The following is a 17011-nucleotide window of genomic DNA, read 5'->3' on the forward strand; positions in this document are numbered from 1 at the left end:
GGGGGCGACGCGATACCGTTATTGGACGTCGTCCCCGCGAAAGCGGGGACCCAGCGTCTTGAACCGGCCCGAACCGGGCCGCGCCGGGTTTGAGGACGGTTCACCCGCCCGGCGTGGCGTCCAGCACCACCGCCGCGCGGCCCGCCAACAGCACGGCGCCGCCGGCGCGCAGCGCGAATTCGTAGAGCACCTGGCGTTCGTCGCCGCCAATGCGCTCGGCCTCGATCGTTAGCGGGCCCGCCACGGTATCGAGCCGCTCGGCGTGGATCTCGACCTTGCGCACGCTGGCCAGATAGCCGACGCGCGGCGTGGCCGCGGAGCCGGACGTCAGCAGCGCGCCGTGCACGGCCATTGCCTGCGCCGCATATTCGATGCCGCACAGCGCGGCGAGCCGTCCCTCGGCACGCAACGGATGATCGGGCGACGCATGGTTGTTCGCCTCGCAGCGGACGCGCATCGCATTCCAGTCGACCACCCGGTCGAGCAGGCACATCGCGCCGCGATGCGGGATATGCGCGGCGATCCAGCCGCGGCCGACCGGCGTGCCGGGCCCCATGCCGCTCGCCGACGCAGCGTCGTCACGGCCTTCGTTCACCGCCATGGCGCGACCTCGACGCGCAAGCGCAGCGGTTCCAGATAATCGAGCACCGGGGCGGCATCGTCGCCCCGCGCCAGCGCTTGCAGCAAGGGCAGGGCGCGGGCGGCCGGGATCGCGGCGCGCAGGCCCTCCAGCGCGCCATCGGCCATCATCGTCGGCGCCTCGCCTTCGAGCGTCAGCGAGGGCCGCAGGCTCGCCAGCGTCGCCGGCCCGGGCTCCGCGCTCAGCACCAGCGCGAGCCCGAACACATCGGGAATCGGCCGCGCGCTGCGCAGCGGCTCGGGATAGTCGGTGTCATAGGCGATCAGCACACAGGGCGCACCGGTCGCCAGCACCTGGCTGCAGGCATCGAGCAGGCCCGCGGCAAAGCTGCCGTCGTGCGCGCACATCGCGTTGGACGGCGCCATCGCGCCGGTGGCGATGCTCCAGTAGCCGGCCGGCGCGTTGTGCACCGAGTTGTGGAAGCGGGTCGGCGAGATCAGCGGATCCTCGCCCGCCAGCGATTCGCAGATCGCGTGGTAGTTGTGGCCGTCGGCGCCGGAGGCGCTGAACACGGTCGCCAGCGTGGCGGCATCGCGTCCGCTGGCCGCGATCGCCTGCCGGCCGACCGCCAGCGCCAGCTTGACCGCGGGGCCGGTGCGCCGGCGCTCGGCCGACGGCAGCCCTTCCGGCGCGGGCAATGCAGTCGCGGCATGCACATAGGGGACCTCCCCACGCAGCACCGCGGCGCCTTGCTGCCAGTCCGACAGTCCCGGGCCGAGCAAGCCGATTCCTTCGATGAACACCGGCGCCGTCATGACCGTTCGCCTCGCAGATGCGCGTCGGCGCGGCCGAACAGCAGGCTGCAATTGGAGCCGCCGAAGCCGAACGCATTGCTCAGCGCATAGCGGGGACGATGGCCGGCATCGGACGTGTCCGTATGCAGCAGATAGCCCACTGGCAACGCCGGATCGAGCTCGGTACCGGCGATGCCGGCCGGCAGCCAGCCCTCGCACAGCGCCAGCGCGCTGATCACGGCCTCGATCGCGCCAGCCGCGCCCAGCGTATGGCCGGTCGCGCCCTTGGTCGAGCTGCACGGCGTCGTGCCGAACAACGCCAGCACGGCCTTGCCCTCGGCGGCGTCGTTGCTCGGCGTGGCGGTGCCGTGCAGGTTGATGTAGTCGATGTCGGCTGGCGTCAGCCCGGCATCGGCCAGGGCCTGCTCCATCGCCAGCCGTGCGCCCAGTCCTTCCGGATGCGGGCTCGACATGTGATGCGCATCGCTGGATTCGCCGACGCCGCACAGCAGCACCGCATCGTCGGGCATCGCCGCTCCACCTTCGCGGCGAGAGTCAGGCAATCGTTCGAGCAGCCCGAACGCGCCCCCTTCGCCGATCGAGATGCCGTTGCGCCGCGCATCGTAGGGCCGGCAGGGCTCGGCAGACACCAGCTCCAGCGAATGGAAGCCGTACAGCGTGGTATGGCACAGCGAATCGACGCCGCCGACCAGCGCCGCGTCGATCAGCCCGGCCTCGATCATCCGGCGCGCGGAGGCGAACACCTTGGCGCCCGACGAGCACGCCGACGAGATCGCCGCCGCGGGACCGGTCAGGCCAAGGTAGGCGCGCACGAAGGCCGGCAGCGAGAACGGGCTGTGCCGGTGCGCATAGTCGAAGTCGGGCGGCAGCGCGCCTGTCGCCGGATCGCGCCGCCGGTAGGCCTGTTCGGTTTCGAGAATCCCCCCGGTGCTGGTGCCGAGGAATACGCCGATACGGTGCGCGCCATAACGCGCGATGGCCTCGCGCACCCGTTCGGCAAAGCCGTCCTGTTCCAGCGCGAGCCGGGCGAGCCGGTTGTTGCGGCAGTCGAAGCCGGCAAATTCGGACGGCAGCGGCGCGTCGTCGACGCCGGCGACCTCGCCGACATGGGTGCGCAGCCGCACGTCGCCGAAGCGGCACGGCGCCAGTCCGCTGCGCTGCGCGCGCAACGCCGCGGACGTCGCGGCCAGGCCATGGCCCAGGCAACTGGTGACGGTGAAATGGGAGAACTGCAGGGCGGACACGGAGGGGGACAGCTTACGATCGGGATGCGAGGCGGCGCGCTGCGGTGCGGCGCCAACATTTGCAGGGCCGCCAGCGCCGCCGGGGCTGCCGGCGTTGCGGTCGGTGGCCCGCACCAACGGGCGGCGCGATTGTATCAAAGCGGCTCCAGTTCGCCGGCGGACGCCACGGTGCCGTGCCGGACCTGTGCCGTATGCGCGGGCTTCTGCTGTTGCGCGTGCAGCGTGCCGACCATCAGCACATTGGCGCCATGCGCGTCGCGCGGCAGTGGCACCTCGCGCAGCGTCATGCCCATGCCGCGCAGCAGCGCGCGCCATTCGTCGGCGGGCCGGCAGGTCAGCGGGCTGGTGCGGCCGGCGCGCAGCCACTGCACCACGCGGTCGACCGCGCGGCTGTAGCGGGCGCGCCAGCCCGCGCTGGCATCGCCGACCCGCAGCAGCAGCCGGCCGCCCGGCGCCAGGCAGCGCAGCGCGTCGCGCAGCAGCGCCTCCTGCGCGGGGCGGTCGATGTAGTGCAGCACGTCGAGCAGCACCACCAGGTCGCAGGCCGCGGCGACCTCGGCCACCGCGGCACGGGCGTCGGCCTGGCGGATTTCCGTCGGCCACGGGCCCGGCTCGGCCAGCGCCGCGCGCGCGCGTTCGGCGTCGGCCGGTGTCAGTTCGATGCCCAGATAGGAGCGCGGCACCGGCGGTGCCGGCCAGCCCGACGGCCAGCTGTCCGGGTGGCATTGCGTCGCCGCCAGCAGCCAGCTCGCCAGCAGCCCCTGGCCGCAGCCGATATCGAGAATGCGCGCGCCGTCGGGGATCACGCCCTGTGCCAGCGCGATCGCGAAGACCGGATCGTTGCGCAGCTTGAAGCGGGCGAAATGCAGGGCAAAGGGATCGGCCGCCCGGTAGCGCGCGCTGGCCCGCGCGATCAACGCCTCGCCGGCCTGGCCGGCGGCATCGGTCCAGCGCGTCATGCCGGCACCGCCTCGCGCAGCGTCACGTAGCGCAAGCCCGCCCGGTCGATGGCGCGCAGCACGCGCGGCAGCACGACCAGGATCATCGGCGTGCCGGCACGGTCGGTGCCCGGGTTGCCGTCATGCATCAGCAGGATGTCGCGCGCGGCCAGGTCCTTCAGCAGCCGCGCCTCGACCTTGTCCGGATCGCCGCCGCGGAAGGTATCGAAGCCGCGCCGCGTCCAACTGGCCAGCCGCAGCCCATGCCGGCACAGCGCGGGCTCCAGCAGCGGATTGCGCAGGCCCGCTGGCGCGCGGAAAAAGCGCGGCACCTGCCCGGTCAGTTCGGTCAGCAAACGCTGCGCGTCGCCGACCTCGCGCGTGATGCGGCCCGGGCCGAACGTCGAGAAGTGCAGCCAGTGGTGCTGGGTATGGTTTTCGATCGCATGGCCGCGGCGCACGATGTCGGCCACCAGCTCGGGATGGCGCAGCGCGCGTTCGCCGATGCAGAAGAAGGTGGCGCGGGCGCCGTGCGCATCGAGCAGGTCCAGCACGGCCGGCGTGACGTCGGGATTGGGACCGTCGTCGAAGGTCAGCGCGATGCTGTGGCCGGCGCTGGGCGGAAGCCGCAGCAGGTTCGGTCCCAGCAGCGTACTGCGCGGCCACAGCCCGGCGCCGGCCAGCAGCAGATTGGCCGCGACCACCGAGCCGGCCGCCCACGGCAGCGTCGCCGGTTGGGCGAGCACCGCGGCCACCGCGCCCAGATGGACGGCGGCCGCGCCGCCGATCAGCGCCGACGGCCGCCAGCTGCGGACCGCACCGGGCGCGGCGGCCGAGGCGGTCGAGGCGGTCGAGTGCGGCCCCGGATAGGGATTGCGCATGCGCGTCATGGTCTTGCCTCCTGATCGTGACCGGCCGCGGTCGGACGGGGCGAGGCACCCAGCATGGCCGCCGGTGCAAACACCGCCGAGAACAGCAGCGCCAGCACCGCGCCCGGACCGACCGTCTGGCCGAAGGCCTGCAACAGCGGCAGATGTGATAAGCCTAGCAGACCGAAGGCCGCCACCGTGGTCAGGTTGGCCAGCAGCAGCGAGACCAGCGTGCGCGGCGCGATGGCCGCGGGCTCGTTCGGCCCGGCCGTTCCGGCCGCGCCGTTGAAGAACAGCGCGTAGTTCGAGCCCACCGCGACCAGCAGCAGCATGCCGACCAGATGCAGCAGCGACAGCGTCTTGCCGGCCAGCGCCAGCCCGGCGATCACGACCAGCGCGGCGGCGGCCAGCGGCAGCAGCGTCGCCAGCACGCGGCGCGGCGAACGCAGCGCCACCAGCAGCAGCATCGCGATGGCGGCGGCCCCGCCCAGCGACAGCCGCAGCGCCTCGTGCAGATAGCCGGCGTAGAGCCGGTCCGATTCGCCCTTCAGGTCGACGAACAGCGCATCGGCGACGCCGGCCCTGGCGATCGCGGCGCGGATCGCCGTGGGGATCGCCGTGGGGATCGGTGCGGCGGCCGGTTCCTCGCTTGGCGCCGAACCTGCCGCCGAACTTGCCGCCGAACTTGTGCCGGCATCGCCTGCCTTGGCCGAGGCTGGCGCGCGCAGCGGCAGCGTCGCGGTCCAGCGGCCGTCGTGCTCGGTCAGCAGCGCATCGACCGCCAGCGCCATCGACGTGCCGCGCAGATCGGCCCGCGTCAGCGGCGGCATCTCGCGCACGCGCGCGGCCTCGTCGAGGAAGGGCGCGAACAGCGCCGGCTTGACCGGCAGCTTGGCCACCGCGGCCTGCAGCCTGCCGGCCAGTTCGTCGCGCGGCGGCAGCGCGGCCTGCCGCGCGCGCTGCGTCGCCTCGCTTGGCAGGAAGCGCGCGGGGCTGTCGTAGCCGCCGATCACACCCTGCGCGACCAGCGGCGCCAGTTGCGCGCCGACGCGCTCGGCGCCCTGCAGCGCGCCCTGTTCGGTGGCCGCCGACACGGTGATCAGATAGCGCACATCCGGGGCGCCGAGGTCGGCGCGCAGGCCGGCATCGAGCGCCTGCGCGTCGGCCGGCACCGGGCTCAGCGAAGTCAGTTCCTGGCTCCACAACGGCGTGCGTTGCACGGCGACCAGCCACACCAGCGCGAGCGCGGCGGCCAGCACCAGCGCCAGCGCGGGCCAACGCAGCCGCGGCGCATGGGCCGCGATGCGCGCCAGCCGGCTGCCGAGCGGGCGCAGATCGCGCATGCGCCAGCGCGCCGGGATCAGCTGCGGCAGCACGAAGCGCGTGACCAGCGCGGCGGTGGCGAGCCCAGCGATCGAGAACAGGCCGAGCTGCGCCAGCCCCGGAAAACCGGACAGCAGCAGCGAGGCGAAGCCGCAGACCGATGTCAGCACGCCCAGGCGTACCGTGGGCCAGAAGGCGCGCGTCCAGCGTTCGCGCGCGGCGGCAGTGCCGGTGTCGGCCGGCGCCTCGTCATCCCGGTCCTGCGCGGTCTGGGCAAACAGATAGATCGCGTAGTCGACCGACTCGCCGATCAGCGTGGTGCCGAACCCCAGCGTCAGCCCGTGGACCATGCCGAACCCGAGGCTGACCGCGGCAATGCCCGCCAGCACGCCGGACAGCACCGGCACCAGCCCCAGCGCCAGGGCGGTCGGCGAGCGGTAGACGAACCACAGCAGCGCAACGATCACGGCCACGCCGATCGTCGACAGCCGCTCGACTTCGGCACGGATGGTGTCGCGCGTCTGCACGCCGATCGCGCCGGGCCCGGACATCACCAGGCGGAATTCGCCGGCCTTGGTCGCGGTCTCGGCCACCGCCGTGGCAAACGCGGTGCGGATCGCCGCCATCGCCTGCGCCTGCGCGTCGAGGTCCGACCCGGGCGCGGCGGTCTGCGCCAGCAGCACCGCGCGGCGGCCGTCGCGCGAGGCCCAGACGCCGTCCCGCGTCGCGGCGCCGTGGCCGGGATCGAGATCGGCCAGCAGCGTCGCGATCTCGCCGGTCGGATCGCGCGGCAACAGCGGCTTGATCATCAGCCCGGCCGACGAGCCGAGCAGGTCGATGGTGTCGCCGACGGCCGCGCGCAGGCCCGCCTCGGTGAAGCGCTCGGGCGTGACGGCGGGACTGAGCAGATAGCGGTTGGCGAACAGATAGCGCTGGTCGCGCTCGCGGTTGACCGGCTCGCCGTTGTCGATCGCGGCAAAGCGGGAATCGCCGCGCAGCTTGCCCGCCAGCGCCTTCGACAGCGCCGCGCGCCGCGCGCCATCCTGGTCCTGCCCGGCGCCGCCTTCGATGCCGATCAGCAGCAGCCTTGACACCAGGCCATCGCGCAGCTGATCGACCAGCAGTTGCTGTTCGGCGGTCGGCGCGCGCGGCAGGAAGGCGGACAGGTCGGCCGTGAAGGTGGTGCGCGCGGCGATGGCGGCGCAAGCCAGCATGAAGGCCAGCCAGAGCGCAACCGCCAGCCGCGCCGGCAGCGTCCTTCGGTGCAAACGCTGGCTCGCCGCGCTCATTGGCCGCCGGTCGGCACGATGGTCATCACCGAGCGGTCCCCGTCGGCCTGGCGGATCTCGACGCGCTCGAGCCGTTCGCCGGCGCCGTCGATGCGGATCGCCGCGATGGCGGCCGCCATGCGGCTGTCCGACGGCGTCAGCGTCAGCGTCCACCGCTTGGCGCTGCCTTCCAGCGCGAGCCGGTAGTACTGCTCCAGCGCCTGCCGGTTGCCGGCCAGCGTGCCGCGCAGGCTCTCGATGAAGCCGGCGAGCTCGGGATGGTTGCCAAGCGGAATGGTGGTCTTGCGGCCCGCCCGCTCGACCGTCAGCATGTCGCCCTGCACCAGCAGCGTCTCGGGCTTGGGCGCCAGCGTGCGCTTCTCCAGCCGATCGGGGGCGACGAAGCGCAGTTCGCCGCTCGACTCCAGCGGGCGCTCGAGCATCGCCATGTACTTCTTTTCGACGAAGCGCGCGTTGCCCGAAGGCTGCCGCGCCAGCGTCGCCATCAGCCGGTCCACGCTCCAGGCGGCATCGGCGCGGGCCGGGGCCGTCGCGGTCGACGTCACCGCCGGGGCCGCGGCACCGGCTTGCGGCAGCAGGCCGGCCAGCGCCAGGCAGCACGCCGCGCCCAGACGAAGGGCGGCACCGAAGGTAGGCAAGCGAAGGCTTTCGAATGGGCTGCTGATCGGCATCATCCGTTTGCAGGCGGGCGCGCCGGCGCCTGCCAGAAATCGTAGAAATTGAACCAGTTGTATGGCGCCGCCCGGCAATGCCGCTCCAGCAGCGCGACATAGCGGCGCAGCGCGGCCTCGATGGCGGCCTCGCGCTCGGCGGCCGGCGTCGCCGAGAAGTCGGCGATCGTGTCGAAGTGGATGTCGTAGCGGTTGCCCCCGCGGTACAGGCCGGTCATGAACAGCACCGGCCGGCGCAGCATCGCCGCCATCCGCAGCGGCCCGGTGGCGAAGGGCGCCGGCGTACCGAGGAATTCGCAGTGCCGCGGCGGATCGGTGGCGAGCCGGGTCAGCGTGCGGTCCGCGAGCAGGCCGAGCAGATAGCCGCGCTCCAGGTAGTCGCGCGCCTGCAGCATCGCGTCGAGCCGGCCCAGCGCGATCACGTCCTGCCGCACCGCGGGATTGATCGCCGCCAGCACGTCGTTGAGGCGGCTGGCATTGTCCTGGTACATCATCACCGCCAGCCGCAGCGCCGGATAACGCAGGCCGACCGTGCGCACCGCCTCGAAGCTGCCCAGATGGGCGCCGAACAGGAAGGCGCCGTCGCCGCGCGCGATGGCCTGCTGGATGACCGGCTCGCCATGGACCCGGATATCGAACAGGTCCAGGCGGCCGTTCAGCAGATAGACACGGTCATGGATCGTCGAGGCGAAGGCGAAGCCCTGGCGGAGCAGGTCGATCAGGTCGGCCGGGCGTCCGAGCGCGCGCGACAGGTACAGGCGCGAGGTGCGGCGCGCGCCCGGCGAGATCAGCAGGTAGACCGCCACCACGGGCCACAGCAGCGTGCGGCTGGCGCGCCGGCCCAGCCGCAGCGACAGCCAGCGCATCGCGCGCAGCAGGCGCAGATGGCTGCGCTCGGGCTGGCTGCTCCAGTCGTCGGCCGGCGCCGCGTGGCTGTTGTCCGGTGCCGTCATACCACCGCGTCGGTGGGCCCGGCCGCGCCCGGCAGCGTCAGCATGCCGATGGCGACGGTGCGTCCTGGACCTTCGAGCTCGAAGCGGACCGTGTGCTCGGCCTGGTGGCTGGCGTGGTGGTCGGCCTGGTCGCCGGCCGGGTCATCGCCGACGCTGGCATAGCGAACCGTGACCGGCTCGTTCGGCGTCACCGTCGCCAGGAACTTGACCGAGGCAAGGCGGGAAGGCTGGGGCGCACGGCCCAGCGCGGCGGCGATGCGCAGCACCGCGTGGTCAAGCAGCACCACGCCGGGGACGATCGGCTGGCCGGGAAAGTGTCCCGGCAACGCCGGGTGGCCGGCTTCGATGGTGAAGACGCCGGCGCTGTTCATGCCGGCCCGAGGACGGTGGTGGGCGCGCGATCGTCGCGGCGCGCCGCCTGGCCGCTGAGCAGCCGCGCGACCAGTGGCTCGAGCAGGTCGCGCGGCAGCTTGCCGGTGGCATTGCGCGGCAGGCTGTCGACGAAGAACACGCGCCGCGGCAGGAACACCGGATCGATGCGCGCGCGCAGCGCCTGCACGATATCGGCGGTGTTCAGGCCCGGCGCGACGACCAGCGCGGTCAGCCGCGCCTCCTTGCCCAGCCCGCCCGGTGTCTCGCTGCGCGGCAGATGGAAGACGCCGTCGACCACGCCCGGAATCGCGTTCAGATGATGGTTCAGATAGGCCAGCGACGTGCGCTTGCCGGCGATCTTGATCAGGTCGGCCTTGCGGCCGTGCAGCAGGAAGCGGTGCGCGTCGAGCGGCTCGATCGCGTCGTTCAGCGCCACCGGCTGGGCCAGATGGGCGCCGCTCGCCAGCCAGCCCGGGCCGTCTTCGGCATCGTCGCCATCGGCTGCGGCTTGCGCACCCGGCGCGCGCTCGAGGCGCAGCGTCAAGCCCGGTAGCAGCTGCCAGGCGGCATCGTGCGCGGTGCGGCGCGTGGCGATGTGGCCGGTCTCGGTGCTGCCGTAGATTTCCAGCAGCGGCGCGCCGGTGCGCGCCTCGATGTCGCGCGCCAGCCGCGGCGCCAGCGGGGCCGTCGCCGACAGCAGCCGCGCCAGCGCCGGCAGCTCGACCGGCGACAGCTGCAGCGTGCGCAGATGCACCGGCGAGGCCACCAGCACGCGCGGCCCCGGCACCGCGGCCAGCGCGGCGGCGACATCGTAGGGGTAGAACGGATGGGCCGCGCTCAAGGCGACGCCGCCGTGCAGCGCCAGCATCACCGTGCATTCGAGGCCGTACATGTGCTGCGCCGGCACCGTGCCGACCAGCGTCGCGCCGGCCAGCGCATCGATGCCGAGCCGGGCCGCCGCGGCCTGCGCATTGCGCACCATCGCCCCCCAGCTCTTGCGATGCGGCATCGGCAGGCCGGTCGAGCCCGACGTAAACAGATAGGCGAGGGTGCGATCGGCCGGGATCCGGGGGATCGTCACGGCCAGCGCGTCGTCCGATTGGGCTTCGTGCGTGGCCGGCAGCGTCACGCGCATGCCCGGCAGTCCGCCGCTGGCGCCGCCAGCGCTGTCGCCGGCATGGCAGCCGGCGTTGCAGTGGCAGCCGGCGCCGTCGTACAGGCAGAAGGTGTCGGGCGCGAATGTGGCCAGCTCGCGGACCATCTCCGGCGTATGCGCGGGCGGCAGCAGGCTGATCTTGTCGGCGAGCAGGCTGGCGCACAGGCCGACCGTGAAGAGGTAGCGGTCCGCGCACATATTGAAGACGTGGCGGCCGGCCGGCAGGCGGGATGCCAGGTCGCGGACGTCGGCCAGAAAGCGCGCCACGGTGACCGGGGCGCCGTCCCGGTAGGCGACGATCTGGTCGCCGCGGGTATGCGAGATCAGCGGCAGCGTCCCGGCGGACGGGTTCGCCGCGGCGGCGCCGGCACGGCGGGCGGCGAAATTCTGTGGGCGCGATCGGCGCGGAATGCGGGACACTGGCATGGCGGCGCGGTCGGGGCTTCGGCCGGGATCGGGGAGGGCAGTCTGGCGCTCCCACGGCGGCGGCGAAGCGGTCCGGTCATCGATCTTCTTGGGGACTATGGCTGGAAGACCCGAAGTGTGGGGGTTCCGTTTCTCGCCGTGGCGGCGAGGTTGTTACCAAATTTCACCCGTATGGAGCGAACCCGGAGGGCTTGGTAGCATTGCGCCCGAAGGCGGTGCCGCAGTATACCCCACGGCTTTGCGCGGCCCCGGGCCGGGCCCCGGCCGCCGCCGCGACGACATAACTTACATTTAGCGACAATGACCGATCTCGAAATCGAACTGGCCCGGATGATTCTCGGCGAACTGGACATTACCGAGCTGACGCTGGACCAGGTCACGGCCGATACGCCGCTGTATGGCGAAGGCTTCGGCCTCGATTCGATCGATGTGCTGGAAATTGCACTCCTGATCTCCAAAAAGTACGGATTCGAGCTGCGCTCGGACAATCCGGACAACAAGACGATCTTCGCCACGCTGGGCAGCCTGGCGGCCTACACCGCCGCCAACCGTACCCGCTGATGCCCCGCACGCCCCGGACGGCGCCCGCGCCCGCCCGCAAGCTGGCTCTCGTCACCGGCGGCAGCGGCGCGCTCGGACAGGCGATCTGCCAGACCCTCGCCGCCGGCGGCTGCCGCGTCTGGGTCCATGCCAACCGGCGCCTGGACGAGGCGCGGCAGGTCGCCGAGCGCATCCGTGCCGCCGGTGGCGAGGCCGAGGCGATCGCCTTCGACGTGACTGACGCCGATGCCACCGAGCAGGCGCTGCAGCGCATCCTCGCCGAAGGTCCGGTACAGGTGCTGGTCAACAACGCCGGCATCCACGACGACGCCCCGATGGTCGGCATGACACGCGAGCAATGGCGCCGCGTCATCGACGTCTCGCTGCACGGCTTCTTCAACGTGACCCAGCCCCTGCTGATGCCGATCATGCGGACCCGCTGGGGACGCATCGTCAATATCGCCTCGGTGGCAGGCCTGATCGGCAATCGCGGTCAGGTGAACTATGCTGCAGCCAAGGCGGGCGTGATTGCGGCCACGCGTTCGCTGGCGATCGAGATGGCTTCGCGCGGCGTCACGGTCAACGCGGTGGCGCCCGGCATCGTCGATTCGCCGATGGCGCAGCCGGCCTTCCCGCCGGAGCGGATCCGCGAGCTGGTGCCGATGGGCCGCGCCGGCCAGCCGGAAGAGGTGGCGGCGATGGTGGCCTATCTGGTGTCCGAGGCCGCCGCCTATGTCACGGGGCAGGTGCTGTCGATCAACGGCGGCATGGCGACCGGCTAGGCCAAAGGGACGAAGCGGAACAAACCGGAACGAAGCAAGGAACCAACGGTACGGCACAAACGTCGAGGAGAAAGGAGCAGTGCGCAGGCAGGGGCCGGCGGACGCGCAGCGCGCCACGCCGGCCAGGGACAACACATTGATGGAGCACGGCCGCATGACCGAACGTTCGACCACGCATCTGGTGATCATCCCGAGCTACAACCCCGGCCCCAAGGTGCGCGAGGTCGTGCGCGAGGCGCGAGCCCAATGGAACCCGGTCTGGGTCGTCGTCGACGGCAGTACCGACGGCAGCACCGAATGGCTGCAGCAGCAGGCCGAGGCCGATCCCGGCTTGCGCGTGCTGGTGCTGCCGAAGAACCGCGGCAAGGGCGCCGCGGTGCTGCACGGGCTGGAACAGGCCGCCGCGGAGGGCTTTACGCACGCGCTGACGATGGATTCCGATGGGCAGCATCCTGCCGCGATGATCGGCAAGATGCTCGAGCTGTCGCGCCGCAATCCCGACGCGATGGTGCTCGGCAAGCCGGTGTTCGACGACAGCGCGCCGCGCGCGCGGGTCTACGGACGGCGCCTGAGCAATGTGTTCGCCGACCTCGAGACGCTGTGGGCCGGCATCGGCGATTCGCTGTACGGCTTCCGCGTCTATCCGATCGCGCCGCTGTGCGCGGTGATGCGGGGCAACCGCTGGATGCGGCGCATGGACTTCGACCCCGAGGTCGCGATCCGGCTGTGCTGGCGGGGCGTGCGGCCGATCAACATCGATACCCCGGTGCGCTATTTCCGCGAGGACGAGGGCGGCGTCTCGCACTTCCACTATGTGCGCGACAACATCCTGCTGACGTCGATGCATGTCCGGCTGGTGTTCGGCTTCCTGCTGCGCCTGCCGATGCTGGCGCTGCGCCGGCTCGGCGAACGCGGCAGCGCGGGAACGAAGCCCGCGGCCTGATCCATCTCGAATTCCCTACGGTTTGCTCCCCTCTCCCGCGACGCGGGAGAGGGGCCGGGGGAGAGGGAAAACGGCACTCGCGGTCCATCGCGGCATCCCGACATCGCGGCACCCAAAAAGAAAAGGCGGTCTCTCGACCGCCTTTTCACCTGCCCGTCGCCCCCTGTCCCCAAACAAGGCGGCGGGCAGGCCTACCGGTACCGCGCGTGCTTCGATGCCGCGCGCTACAACCTGCCCATGACGACCAGGGCGATCACGATCAGCAGGATCAGGCCAAGCCCGCCGCTGGGCCAGTAGCCCCAGCCGCTGCTGTAGGGCCACGAAGGCAGCGCGCCGATCAACAGGATGATCAGCACGATCAGGAGGATGGTGCCTAGTGTCATGGGAGGCTCCTTTGCCGAGGGCTAGCCTGGCGGGTTTGTTCGTTGCTCTTCAGTACCGTGCCACCCCTTGGCGCTGCCCGGCCGCCTCGGGGTCCGCTCCCGGTTGCTTCAACGATAGACCCGCGCCCACGGGCTCCCACCCGGTCCGGCGCTGAAAGCCATGTAGGAATCGGACGACGCGGGACGACGCGCCACCGCGCGCGGTCGCCGGCCACCCCGGTCCGCGTGCCGATCCCGCGCCGCTGGCTTACTGGCGCAGGCGCCGGATCAGCGACGAGGTATCGTCGCGGCCGCCGCCGTCGCGCTGCAGTTCGGCGTAGAACTGGTCGACCAGCGCGGTGACCGGCAGCGTGGCGCCGTTGCGGCGCGCCTCGTCCAGGCACAGGCCCAGGTCCTTGCGCATCCAGTCGACCGCGAAACCGAAGTCGAACTTGCCTTCGACCATCGTCGGTCCGCGGTTTTCGAGCTGCCACGAACCGGCGGCGCCCTTGCTGATCACCGACAGCACCAGCGGCATGTCGAGCCCGGCGCGCTGGCCGAAGGCGATCGCCTCGGACAGCCCTTCGAGCAGGCCCGCAATCGAGATCTGGTTGACCATCTTGGCCAGCTGCCCGGTGCCTGGGCCGCCGATGCGCGTGACCGCGCGGGCGAAGGCCGAAATAACCGGCTCGGCGCGCGCGAACACCGCCTCGTCGCCGCCGCACATCACGGTCAGCACGCCGTTCTGCGCGCCGGACTCGCCGCCGGATACCGGCGCATCGATGAAATGCAGCCCGCGCTCCTTGGCCCGCTCGTACAGTTCGCGCGCCACGTTGGCGCTGGCGGTGGTGTGGTCGACGAAGATGCTGCCGGCCGGCGCGCCGTCGAAGGCGCCGTCCGGACCGGTCAGCACCGCGCGCAGGTCGTCGTCGTTGCCGACGCAGCTGCAGACCAGCTCGGCATCGCGCGCGGCCAGCGCCGGCGTGGCGGCCGACTGGCCGCCGAAGCGCTCGACCCACGCCTGGGCCTTGCTGGCGGTGCGGTTGTAGACCGTGACCTGATGCCCCTTGGCGGCCAGATGGCCGGCCATGTGAAAGCCCATGACGCCGAGGCCGAGGAATGCGACACGCATGACTGCTACTCCGTGTTGTTATCGAATGTGGAAGGGAAAGATCGGTGAGACGCGCTGTGCCGCGCGTTGGGGTGGGGCGCCCGACCGGAGGATGCGCGGCGCGCCAGGGGCATCAGTATACGGGCGCTGTTTGCCCTCTCCCCCAGCCCCTCTCCCGCAAGCGGGAGAGGGGAGCCGGTCGCAAGCATTGGAGAGACGGGGCACCGGCATGTGGGCTCTCTTTCCCGCTTGCGGGCGAGGAGGGTCGGTCCAAGCATTGGATGAGCCGGGGCACTGGCATGTGGGCTCCCCTCTCCCGCTTGCGGGAGAGGGGTGGGGGAGAGGGCAGGCTCACCACAGACTAACGCCCATCGATCCCCGCATCGCCCCCATCGAGATTCGCCGGCGCGATCTCGCCCGGCGCGCGGGGCGTCGGCACCTTGGCGGGCGGGGGGCGCGTGCGTGCGCCGTCGCCGAAGCTGCCGCGCAGCGGCGGCCGCGCCAGATTGGCTTCCCACGCCTGGCGGATCGCGCGCGCGATCTGGTTGTAGGCCTCGCGCGAAATCACGTTCTCCTCGCGCATCGCCTGCAGCTCGTGCTGGCCCTTGCGCAGTGCGAACAGCATCAGCATCCGCTTCTCCAGCGCGACGGTATAGCTGCCGAACTCCTCGCGCATTTGCTGCAGCGCCTGTTCGGCGGCGTGGAAGCGGTCCTCGAGCACGCCGTCGAGCACGGTGGCCATGCGTGCGCCGAACACCGGCGACAGCATCGCGCGGTTGTATTGCCGCAGCCGCTGCAGCACGGTCTGGCGCACGATCATCAGTTCGAAGCGGTCGGCCAGCACGCGCGCCAGCGGCCGGTCGATCGACAGGCGCCGGTGCAGGAACAGCGCGATGCGAAAGCTCTTCTGGTAGTCGAGGATGTGGCGGGCGGCGCGGTTGTAGCCGATGCGGCCCTGTTCGCGCGCGGCGTCGATCATCTGCGCGGTGTTTCGCATCATCGCGTCGAGGTTGGCGACCGACACCACGCCGTTGCCGTATTCGGGGATCAGCTCGCTCTCGCGCGTCGCCAGCGTGACCAGCCCGATCGACAGCCGCGCGCGCTCGGACAGCGCGCTGTCGAAATCGAAATCGGCCGAGCCCAGCTCGATGTCGCGCCGGTAATGCGCGGCGACCTCGCGCGCGGCCGACGGCGGCAGCCCGAAGCTGTCGGCCAGCCGATCGAGCGCGCTCTCGACCTCCTCGGTCGACAGCCGGATCGCCTGGCGCTGCAGCGCCAGTTCCTGCGGCGACAGCCGGTCCAGTTCGAGCCGGCGGATCAGCCAGCGCAGCGTGGTGCCGTTGACCAGCAGGCTGACCAGCACGAAGCCGGTCGCCAGGATCGCGACGAAATGGCGCGTTTCCAGCGGCAGCGCGCGGTTCTCGGCGATGCCCAGCGCCAGCACCAGCGTGACCGCGCCGCGCAGCCCGCCCCAGGCGATCGCCAGCTTGTACGCCGAGTCGATCGGCGCGGACAGCCGCAGCCAGGTCAGCACCGGCAGCAGGCCGAACAGCGTCGCCAGACGCGCCAGCAGCGCGGCCGCCACCAGCGCCAACAGCAGCCAGCCGTGGTGCGGCGTGACACCCTGCAGCAGCGCCGGCACGCGCACCGCGGCCAGCAGGAAGACCACCGCGCCCGCGATCCCGGCGAACTGTTCCCAGATCATGCGCAGGTGCCGCCAGTTCGGCGGATTCAGCCGGGTCGGACCCAGCGCGCCGAGGGTCAGCCCGGCGCAGACCACGGCGACTACGCCGGACACATGCAGCAGCTGCTCGGCCAGCAGATAGAGCGGATAGGGCAGCGCCAGCGTCAGCGCGGCCTCGGCGACCGCAAGGCCGGCCAGCGCCGGCAGCAGCTCGGCCAGCAGGCGGCCGGCAATCAGGCCGCATACCATGCCGCCGCCGAAGGCCCAGGCCAGCTCGGTCAGGCCGGCGGCGAGCGTCGCTTCGGCGCCGTGACCGGTCAGCATCGCGATCAGCACGCCGACCAGCGCGATCGCCGCGGCGTCGTTCAGCAGGCTCTCGCCCTCGACCAGCCGGATCAGCCGGGCCGGCGCGCCGACATCGCGAAAGATCGCGATCACCGCGGCCGGGTCGGTGGTCGCCACCACCGCGCCGAGCAGCAGGCAGACCACCAGGTTCATGCCGCTGGCCGCCGCGGTGACCACGCCGATCACGCCGGTGGCGACCACCACGGCCACCACCGCCAGCAACAGGATCGGCGCCGCGTCCGGCAGCATGCTGCGCACGTCGGCGGTCAGCGCCGCATGGAACAGCAGCGGCGGCAGGAAGATCCACAGATAGGCTTCGGGCGGCAGCGACGGATCGATCAGCGGATGCAGGAAGTGCTCGGCGAACTCGGGCAGCGTGGCGTCGATCGCCACATAGCCCGCGCCAATGGCGATGCCGATCCCCGACAGCAGCGTCGATTCCGGAAACCGCAGCCTGGCCGCGGCGACCTGGACCACCGCGACGATGGCCAGCAGGGCGCCGAGCAGGATCAGTACGTCGACGATGATGTTCACGGGCGCGCGCTCCTGGCGCGCGTGGCATGGCATCGGCGCAGAGGCGGGAAGGCGAGCGGCAACGACAACACGGA

The 17011-nt window shown here is 71.8% G+C and carries 16 protein-coding genes; 3 read left to right on the plus strand and 13 right to left on the minus strand.

All coding sequences use genetic code 11. From position 1 onward, the window contains the following. Positions 1-100: 100 nt before the first annotated feature. The 10 genes from LRR16_RS01985 to LRR16_RS02025 all read right to left on the minus strand — a co-directional run bounded on the left by LRR16_RS01985 (position 101) and on the right by LRR16_RS02025 (position 10636). Positions 101-601 carry a hotdog family protein gene (locus LRR16_RS01985; protein ID WP_370646734.1) on the minus strand — a complete coding sequence of 167 codons (501 nt, stop codon included), beginning with the start codon at positions 599-601 and terminating at the stop codon, positions 101-103. After that, complete coding sequence (locus tag LRR16_RS01990) at positions 592-1395, minus strand: beta-ketoacyl synthase chain length factor (protein WP_232204637.1); 804 nt, start codon at positions 1393-1395, stop codon at positions 592-594. Before LRR16_RS01990 ends, LRR16_RS01985 begins: the two co-directional genes overlap by 10 nt. Continuing rightward, entirely contained in the window at positions 1392-2639 is a 1248-nt protein-coding gene (locus tag LRR16_RS01995) for a beta-ketoacyl-[acyl-carrier-protein] synthase family protein (RefSeq protein WP_232204638.1), read from the minus strand. The genes LRR16_RS01990 and LRR16_RS01995 overlap by 4 nt, the downstream gene beginning before the upstream one ends. A gap of 134 nt (positions 2640-2773) precedes the next feature. Continuing rightward, on the minus strand, positions 2774-3598 hold the full coding sequence (locus tag LRR16_RS02000; protein ID WP_232204639.1) for a methyltransferase domain-containing protein: 825 nt from the start codon (positions 3596-3598) through the stop codon (positions 2774-2776). Continuing rightward, complete coding sequence (locus tag LRR16_RS02005) at positions 3595-4458, minus strand: polysaccharide deacetylase family protein (RefSeq protein ID WP_232204720.1); 864 nt, start codon at positions 4456-4458, stop codon at positions 3595-3597. Before LRR16_RS02005 ends, LRR16_RS02000 begins: the two co-directional genes overlap by 4 nt. A 5-nt stretch (positions 4459-4463) precedes the next feature. Next, complete coding sequence (locus LRR16_RS02010) at positions 4464-7058, minus strand: MMPL family transporter (RefSeq protein WP_232204640.1); 2595 nt, start codon at positions 7056-7058, stop codon at positions 4464-4466. After that, positions 7055-7729 carry a LolA-related protein gene (locus tag LRR16_RS02015; protein ID WP_370646735.1) on the minus strand — a complete coding sequence of 225 codons (675 nt, stop codon included), beginning with the start codon at positions 7727-7729 and terminating at the stop codon, positions 7055-7057. The genes LRR16_RS02010 and LRR16_RS02015 overlap by 4 nt, the downstream gene beginning before the upstream one ends. Next, complete coding sequence (locus tag LRR16_RS02020; protein WP_232204641.1) at positions 7729-8682, minus strand: acyl-CoA synthetase; 954 nt, start codon at positions 8680-8682, stop codon at positions 7729-7731. Before LRR16_RS02020 ends, LRR16_RS02015 begins: the two co-directional genes overlap by 1 nt. Continuing rightward, positions 8679-9053: a hypothetical protein gene (locus tag LRR16_RS24470; RefSeq protein WP_370646736.1), complete on the minus strand. Its 375-nt coding sequence runs from the start codon at positions 9051-9053 to the stop codon at positions 8679-8681. The genes LRR16_RS02020 and LRR16_RS24470 overlap by 4 nt, the downstream gene beginning before the upstream one ends. Beyond that, on the minus strand, positions 9050-10636 hold the full coding sequence (locus tag LRR16_RS02025) for an AMP-binding protein (protein ID WP_370646737.1): 1587 nt from the start codon (positions 10634-10636) through the stop codon (positions 9050-9052). Before LRR16_RS02025 ends, LRR16_RS24470 begins: the two co-directional genes overlap by 4 nt. Before the next feature lie 300 nt (positions 10637-10936). Here LRR16_RS02025 and LRR16_RS02030 point away from each other — a divergent pair, with 300 nt between their 5' ends. From LRR16_RS02030 to LRR16_RS02040, 3 genes are all read left to right on the plus strand, one after another. Then, positions 10937-11197: a phosphopantetheine-binding protein gene (locus LRR16_RS02030; RefSeq protein WP_006577304.1), complete on the plus strand. Its 261-nt coding sequence runs from the start codon at positions 10937-10939 to the stop codon at positions 11195-11197. After that, positions 11197-11958 carry a 3-oxoacyl-ACP reductase FabG gene (gene fabG / locus LRR16_RS02035; RefSeq protein WP_232204642.1) on the plus strand — a complete coding sequence of 254 codons (762 nt, stop codon included), beginning with the start codon at positions 11197-11199 and terminating at the stop codon, positions 11956-11958. The genes LRR16_RS02030 and fabG overlap by 1 nt, the downstream gene beginning before the upstream one ends. A 154-nt stretch (positions 11959-12112) precedes the next feature. Beyond that, a complete protein-coding gene (locus tag LRR16_RS02040) occupies positions 12113-12901 on the plus strand; it encodes a glycosyltransferase family 2 protein (protein ID WP_006577306.1) in 789 nt (262 codons plus the stop codon). A 224-nt stretch (positions 12902-13125) separates the two neighbouring features. On the opposite strand, the gene LRR16_RS02045 is transcribed toward LRR16_RS02040, so the two are convergent. From LRR16_RS02045 to LRR16_RS02055, 3 genes are all read right to left on the minus strand, one after another. After that, positions 13126-13284, minus strand: coding sequence for a DUF3309 domain-containing protein (locus LRR16_RS02045; protein WP_006577307.1), 159 nt, complete (start codon positions 13282-13284; stop codon positions 13126-13128). Between the two features lie 247 nt (positions 13285-13531). Continuing rightward, positions 13532-14395, minus strand: coding sequence for an NAD(P)-dependent oxidoreductase (locus LRR16_RS02050; RefSeq protein WP_232204643.1), 864 nt, complete (start codon positions 14393-14395; stop codon positions 13532-13534). Positions 14396-14735: 340 nt separating this feature from the next. Next, positions 14736-16937 (minus strand): sodium:proton antiporter, encoded by a 2202-nt coding sequence (locus LRR16_RS02055; RefSeq protein WP_232204644.1) that lies wholly within the window; start codon positions 16935-16937, stop codon positions 14736-14738. Between the last annotated feature and the right edge of the window lie 74 nt (positions 16938-17011).

This window comes from Cupriavidus sp. UGS-1 (assembly GCF_021213615.1).
Taxonomy (GTDB): domain Bacteria; phylum Pseudomonadota; class Gammaproteobacteria; order Burkholderiales; family Burkholderiaceae; genus Cupriavidus.

What these genes read in the sequence shown, in the direction of transcription:
- LRR16_RS02040 (WP_006577306.1), top strand. Translation starts at nt 12,113, where the DNA reads ATGACCGAACGTTCGACCACGCATCTGGTGATCATCCCGAGCTACAAC.
- LRR16_RS24470 (WP_370646736.1), bottom strand. Translation starts at nt 9,053, where the DNA reads ATGAACAGCGCCGGCGTCTTCACCATCGAAGCCGGCCACCCGGCGTTG.
- LRR16_RS02050 (WP_232204643.1), bottom strand. Translation starts at nt 14,395, where the DNA reads ATGCGTGTCGCATTCCTCGGCCTCGGCGTCATGGGCTTTCACATGGCC.
- LRR16_RS02010 (WP_232204640.1), bottom strand. Translation starts at nt 7,058, where the DNA reads ATGAGCGCGGCGAGCCAGCGTTTGCACCGAAGGACGCTGCCGGCGCGG.
- LRR16_RS02025 (WP_370646737.1), bottom strand. Translation starts at nt 10,636, where the DNA reads ATGCCAGTGTCCCGCATTCCGCGCCGATCGCGCCCACAGAATTTCGCC.
- LRR16_RS02015 (WP_370646735.1), bottom strand. Translation starts at nt 7,729, where the DNA reads ATGCCGATCAGCAGCCCATTCGAAAGCCTTCGCTTGCCTACCTTCGGT.
- LRR16_RS02045 (WP_006577307.1), bottom strand. Translation starts at nt 13,284, where the DNA reads ATGACACTAGGCACCATCCTCCTGATCGTGCTGATCATCCTGTTGATC.
- LRR16_RS02005 (WP_232204720.1), bottom strand. Translation starts at nt 4,458, where the DNA reads ATGCGCAATCCCTATCCGGGGCCGCACTCGACCGCCTCGACCGCCTCG.
- LRR16_RS01990 (WP_232204637.1), bottom strand. Translation starts at nt 1,395, where the DNA reads ATGACGGCGCCGGTGTTCATCGAAGGAATCGGCTTGCTCGGCCCGGGA.
- fabG (WP_232204642.1), top strand. Translation starts at nt 11,197, where the DNA reads ATGCCCCGCACGCCCCGGACGGCGCCCGCGCCCGCCCGCAAGCTGGCT.
- LRR16_RS01985 (WP_370646734.1), bottom strand. Translation starts at nt 601, where the DNA reads ATGGCGGTGAACGAAGGCCGTGACGACGCTGCGTCGGCGAGCGGCATG.
- LRR16_RS02020 (WP_232204641.1), bottom strand. Translation starts at nt 8,682, where the DNA reads ATGACGGCACCGGACAACAGCCACGCGGCGCCGGCCGACGACTGGAGC.
- LRR16_RS02000 (WP_232204639.1), bottom strand. Translation starts at nt 3,598, where the DNA reads ATGACGCGCTGGACCGATGCCGCCGGCCAGGCCGGCGAGGCGTTGATC.
- LRR16_RS02030 (WP_006577304.1), top strand. Translation starts at nt 10,937, where the DNA reads ATGACCGATCTCGAAATCGAACTGGCCCGGATGATTCTCGGCGAACTG.